This window comes from Variovorax sp. 20P10.2.4 (assembly GCF_058244205.1).
This window is the reverse complement of the sequence record NZ_JBZAYE010000519.1, coordinates 1-5,321: the sequence shown is the minus strand read 5'-3', so window position 1 is coordinate 5,321 and position 5,321 is coordinate 1. Positions and strand designations below refer to the sequence as shown.

General features: G+C 70.1%; 7 protein-coding genes. 4 read left to right on the top strand and 3 right to left on the bottom strand.

What is annotated here, in order from left to right; translation table 11 throughout:
• On the top strand, positions 1-612 hold a 612-nt coding region (locus AC27VN_RS31905), incomplete at its 5' end, for a biotin--[acetyl-CoA-carboxylase] ligase (RefSeq protein WP_490879149.1).
• Between the two features lie 14 nt (positions 613-626).
• Positions 627-836, top strand: a complete 210-nt coding sequence (locus tag AC27VN_RS31900) for a sporulation protein (RefSeq protein WP_208511733.1) — start codon at positions 627-629, stop codon at positions 834-836.
• Between the two features lie 9 nt (positions 837-845).
• Here the strand turns inward: AC27VN_RS31900 and AC27VN_RS31895 are convergent, their stop codons facing one another.
• From AC27VN_RS31895 to AC27VN_RS31885, 3 genes are all read right to left on the bottom strand, one after another.
• Positions 846-2,285, bottom strand: coding sequence for a sensor histidine kinase (locus tag AC27VN_RS31895; RefSeq protein ID WP_208511734.1), 1,440 nt, complete (start codon positions 2,283-2,285; stop codon positions 846-848).
• Positions 2,286-2,322: 37 nt separating this feature from the next.
• A complete protein-coding gene (locus AC27VN_RS31890; protein ID WP_093351522.1) occupies positions 2,323-2,994 on the bottom strand; it encodes a response regulator in 672 nt (223 codons plus the stop codon).
• A 65-nt stretch (positions 2,995-3,059) separates the two neighbouring features.
• The gene (locus AC27VN_RS31885; RefSeq protein ID WP_093351519.1) at positions 3,060-3,545 is read right to left on the bottom strand and encodes a MarR family winged helix-turn-helix transcriptional regulator; all 486 of its coding nucleotides are present in this window, start codon (positions 3,543-3,545) and stop codon (positions 3,060-3,062) included.
• Positions 3,546-3,691: 146 nt separating this feature from the next.
• On the opposite strand from AC27VN_RS31885, the gene recA reads away from it, so the two are divergent.
• Together recA and recX are read left to right on the top strand one after the other, a co-directional pair.
• Positions 3,692-4,753 carry a recombinase RecA gene (recA, locus tag AC27VN_RS31880; RefSeq protein ID WP_093351515.1) on the top strand — a complete coding sequence of 354 codons (1,062 nt, stop codon included), beginning with the start codon at positions 3,692-3,694 and terminating at the stop codon, positions 4,751-4,753.
• A 67-nt stretch (positions 4,754-4,820) separates the two neighbouring features.
• Complete coding sequence (gene recX / locus AC27VN_RS31875) at positions 4,821-5,276, top strand: recombination regulator RecX (RefSeq protein ID WP_093351512.1); 456 nt, start codon at positions 4,821-4,823, stop codon at positions 5,274-5,276.
• Positions 5,277-5,321: the final 45 nt, after the last annotated feature.

Sequence of the window (5,321 nt, the reverse complement as noted above, 5' to 3'; positions counted from 1 at the left end):
CAGAGCGCGCAGCAGCCCGGCGACGATGTCGCGCCGTCGCTGACCTTCTCGCTGGGCCTGCCGCTCGCGCCGGCCGACTGGTCGGGGCTCTCGCTCGCGGTCGGCGTCAGCCTGGCCGAGAACCTCGATCCCACGGGCGCGGCCAGGCTCGGGCTCAAGTGGCCCAACGACCTCTGGGTCGACGAGCGCAAGCTCGTGGGCATCCTGATCGAGACCGCGCTGTCGCATGGCGGTGGTGCATCGTCGCCGCGCTACGTGGTCATCGGCATCGGCGTGAACATCGGCGCGCGCGATGCCGAGGGCATGCGCACGCCACCCGCCTGGGTGCGCCAATGGCGCCCCGACGCCACCTCGCCCGCGGTGCTGGCCGAGCTGATCCCGCCGCTGGTGCGCGACGTGCTCGCGTTCGGCGCGCGCGGCTTCGCGCCGTTCGCCGAGCGCTTCGCGGCGCGCGATGTGCTGCGCGGGCGCGAGGTGGTGCTGAGCGACGGCCGCACGGGCCTGTGCGAGGGCGTCTCGTGGACCGGCGAGCTGCAGGTGCGCACGGCCGAGGGCCTGCAGGCCATCGTCAGCGACGAGGTCAGCGTGCGGCCGCGCGGCATGGCCCTCTGAGACCGGACGCCGCGATGCCGCTGCGCCTGGTCGTGATCGCCCTGCTGGTCCTCAATGGCGGCTACTGGCTGTGGTCGCGCGGCGACCTCGCGGGCTTCGGCCTCGCGCCGGCGGGGCTCGACGAGCGCGATCCGCAGCGCCTCACGCGGCAGATCCATCCCGAGTACCTGCAGATCCGCGCCGAGCCGCCCAAGGCCGGTGCCTCGGGCCCCAGCGCCCGATGAGCCGGCCGCTCAGGCCGGCGCGCTCTCGAAACGCACCGTGAAGCGCGCGCCCGGCGGCTGCCGCTCGGGATGCGCGTCCTCGAGCGTCACCTGTGCATGGTGCTGGTTCGCGATCTCGCGCACGATCGGCAGCCCCAGGCCCGAGCCGTCGGCCTCGTTGCCCAGCACGCGGTAGAAGGGCTCGAACACGAGCTCGCGGTCGGCTTCGGAAATGCCCGGCCCGTTGTCCTCCACCTGCAGCAGCAGCACCCGGCCGAAGGGATCGGCCAGCACCCGCGCGGTGATCACGCCGGTACGTTCGGGACGCGAGGGCGTGTAGTTGATCGCGTTGTCGACCAGGTTGCGCACCAGCTCCTTGAGCAGGGTCGGATTGCCCTCGAGCACCACGCCGCGCGAGCCGGGATCGAGGCCGTCGTAGCCCAGGTCGATGCGCTTCTCGATCGCGCGCGGCACCGCCTCGCGCACCACCTCGATCGTGAGCCGCGCCAGGTCGCAGGGCTGGCGATGGGCGCCGGCGCTGTTGCCCTCGGCGCGCGCCAGCGACAGCAGCTGGTTCACCGTGTGGGTGGCGCGCACGCTGGCGCGGCCGATCTGCTTGAGCGACTGCTTGAGCTCGTCGGCATTGGCGTTCTCGCGCTGCGCCAGGTCGGCCTGCATGCGCAGGCCCGCGAGCGGCGTCTTGAGCTGGTGCGCCGCGTCGGCCAGGAAGCGCTTCTGCGTGTCGATGGAATCGTTGAGCTTGTCGAGCAGTTCGTTGACCGAGGACACCAGCGGCACCACCTCGAGCGGCACCGAGGATTCGTCGAGCGGGCTCAGGTCGCCGGGGCGGCGCTCGCGGATGCGCGCCTCCACCACCGACAGCGGCTTGATGCCGCGCACCAGCGCCAGCCAGATCAGCAGCACCGCGAGCGGCAGGATCGCGAACTGCGGCAGCAGCACGCCCTTGATGATGTCGGCCGCCAGCAGCGACTGCTTCTGGCGCGTCTCGGCCACCTGCAGCAGCGCGGGCGGCGCATCGGGCGCGTCGCCGGCCAGCCAGATCCAGGCCACGCGCACCGACTTGCCGTTCATCTCGCCATCGCGCAGCTGGACCTGGCCGATGGTCGGCGGCTCGTCGAGGCTGGGGTGCGGCACGTCGTGCTCGCCGCTGAGCAGCGTGCCGTGGCTGTCGAGCACCTGGTAGTACACGCGGTCGGTGTCGTCGCCGCGCAGGATCTCGCGCGTCGGCTGCGGCAGCACGAAGCGCGGGCTGTCCTTCTGCAGCGAGACCGTGCGCGCCAGCGTCTCGATGTTGTGCGTGAGCACGCGGTCGAAGGAGGCGCTCGCGATGCCCTGCGCCACCAGCCAGGTCACGCCGATGCTGACCGGCACCAGCAGCAGCAGCGGCGTGAGCATCCAGTCGAGGATCTCGCCGAACAGGGAGCGCTGCGCGCGCTGGAAGAGTTTCATCGGACCGGACCCGCCGCGCCCGGCGGCCGCACGCGCGTCACTGGATCTTTTCGAGGCAGTAGCCGAGCCCGCGCACGGTGGCGATGCGCACCGGGCCCTTCTCGATCTTCTTGCGCAGGCGGTGGATGTAGACCTCGATCGCGTTGAGGCTGACTTCCTCGCCCCATTCGCACAGGCGCTCCACCAGCTGGTCCTTGCTGACCAGCCGGCCCGCGCGCTGCAGCAGCACCTCCAGCAGGCCCAGCTCGCGCGCCGACAGCTCGACCATCTTGCCGTCGAGCGTGGCGACGCGGCCGGCCTGGTCGTAGATCAGCGGGCCGTGCTTGATCGCGTTGCTGGTGGTGCCCATGCCGCGGCGCGTGAGGGCGCGCACCCGCGCCTCGAGCTCCTGCAGGCTGAAGGGCTTGGCCATGTAGTCGTCGGCGCCGTTGTCCAGCCCCTTGACGCGCTCCTCCACGCTGTCGGCCGCGGTGAGCACCAGCACCGGCAGCTGCGAGCCGCGCGCGCGCAGCCGCTTGAGGATCTCGATGCCGTGCAGGCTGGGCAGGCCGAGGTCGAGGATCAGCAGGTCGAACTCGCTGTGCGTCATGAGCGCGGTGTCGGCCTCGGAGCCGTTGGCCACGTGATCGACGGCGGCGCCCGAGGTGCGCAGGCTGCGCAGCAGTGCATCGGCCAGCACCTTGTCGTCTTCGGCAATCAGTATCCGCATAGCCACCTCCAGCCCGGTTCGCGCCGTGGGCGGCGCCGTTGCACGTTGTCTCCGCTCGGGGGAGTCTAGCCCGCCGTATAGGCTTCCAGACCGATGGTTACCACGGTGGCGACATCGTCGCCCACGCTGGCGCGGAACTCGCGCTCGGCCTGCGTCACCGCCTGGCGGAAGGCCTCGAGCCAGGCCAGGCCGTCGGCCGTGAACAGCACGCGCCGCGCGCGCGCATCGAGCGGATCGGGCCCGCGCGTGACCAGCCCCCAGGCCTCGCACTGGTCGACCAGCGCGCCCATGGCCTGCTTGGTCATGCCGGCGCGCTCGGCGAGCTCGGTCAGGCGCGAGCCCTCGCGCGCGAGGTGGCGCGTGATGTGCACGTGGGCAGCGCTCACCTGCGCGCGCGCCGCGAGGTTCGACAGCGCCAGCGGCACGTCGACGTCGTGCGCCATCAGCGCGAGCACGCGCTCGTCGAAGCGCCGCATCGCATGGCCGAGCAGCCGGCCCAGGTGGGTCTGGCGCCAGGCATCGGGATCGAGGGGAAAGGGGGTGTCGCTCACGGCACCAAATGGTAAAGCAAACTGACCAAAAAATGGGTTTACTCGAATCCATCCGCCCCTACACTACTGTTCAAGCATCCAGGCTGTAGTTAAAAGCAGATGGATCCGACAGTACACAACCCGTTGATCTTCAAGGAGTTTTTCACATGGACGCAGTCGTCAAGGGCTCGAGCATCGCAGGCGCCAACACCGAAAAGGCCAAGGCCCTCCAGGCCGCGCTGGCCCAGATCGAAAAGCAGTTCGGCAAGGGCACGATCATGCGGCTCGGCGAAGGCGAGGCGCTCGAGGACATCCAGGTGGTCTCCACCGGCTCGCTGGGCCTCGACATCGCCCTGGGCGTCGGCGGCCTGCCGCGCGGCCGGGTGGTCGAGATCTACGGTCCTGAATCCTCGGGCAAGACCACGCTCACGCTGCAGGTCATCGCCGCCATGCAGAAGCAGGCCGGCACCTGCGCCTTCGTCGACGCCGAGCACGCGCTCGACGTGCAGTACGCCCAGAAGCTCGGCGTGAACCTGTCCGACCTGCTGATCAGTCAGCCCGACACCGGCGAGCAGGCGCTCGAGATCGTCGACTCGCTGGTGCGCTCGGGCGCCGTCGACCTGATCGTCATCGACTCGGTCGCCGCGCTCACGCCCAAGGCCGAAATCGAAGGCGAGATGGGCGACTCGTTGCCGGGCCTGCAGGCCCGCCTGATGAGCCAGGCGCTGCGCAAGCTCACGGCCACGATCAAGAAGACCAACTGCATGGTCATCTTCATCAACCAGATCCGCATGAAGATCGGCGTGATGTTCGGTTCGCCCGAAACCACCACCGGCGGCAACGCGCTGAAGTTCTACGCCTCGGTGCGCCTGGACATCCGCCGCATCGGCACCATCAAGAAGGGCGACGAGGCCATCGGCAACGAAACCAAGGTCAAGGTGGTGAAGAACAAGGTCTCGCCCCCGTTCAAGACGGCCGAGTTCGACATCCTGTTCGGCGAGGGCATCAGCCGCGAGGGCGAGATCATCGACATGGGCGTGACCGCCAAGATCATCGACAAGTCGGGTGCCTGGTACGCCTACAACGGCGAGAAGATCGGCCAGGGCCGCGACAACGCGCGCGAGTTCCTGCGCGAGAACCCCGAGCTGTCGCGCGAGATCGAGAACAAGGTGCGTGAATCGCTGGGCATCCCGCTGCTGGCGGCGGACGCGGCCGGCGCGGCCGAATAACCGGCCGATGCCTGCGAGCGGGGCGCCTTCGGCCGCCCCGCTTTCTTTTTCCGCTCCCGCATTTCCGATGGCATTCGATGCTCCTTCCCTGAAAGGCCGCGCGCTGCGCCTGCTGAGCCAGCGCGAGCATTCCCGCAGCGAACTCGAGCGCAAGCTGGCGCGCTACGAGGAAGAGCCGGGCACGCTCAAGGCCGCGCTCGACGAGCTCGCGGCCAAGGACTTCATCAGCGAGGAGCGCGTGGTCGCCTCGGTGCTGCACCAGCGCGCGGGCCGGCTTGGCGCGGCGCGCGTGCGGCAGGAACTGCAGGCCAAGGGCATCGGCGCCGAGGCCATCTCGCAGGCGGTGGCCGGGCTGCAGGGCAGCGAGCTCGAACGCGCGGCCGCGCTCTGGCGCCGTCGCTTCGACGCCCCGCCCGCCGATCCCAAGGAGCGCGCCCGGCAGGCCCGCTTCCTGATGGCGCGGGGCTTTTCGGCCGCGGTGGCGGCCAAGGTGCTGAGGAGCGATATCGATGAGCTCGAATGAACTGTCTCGCGTGATCACGCAGCGCGTGGCCTGCGACTGGCGCGC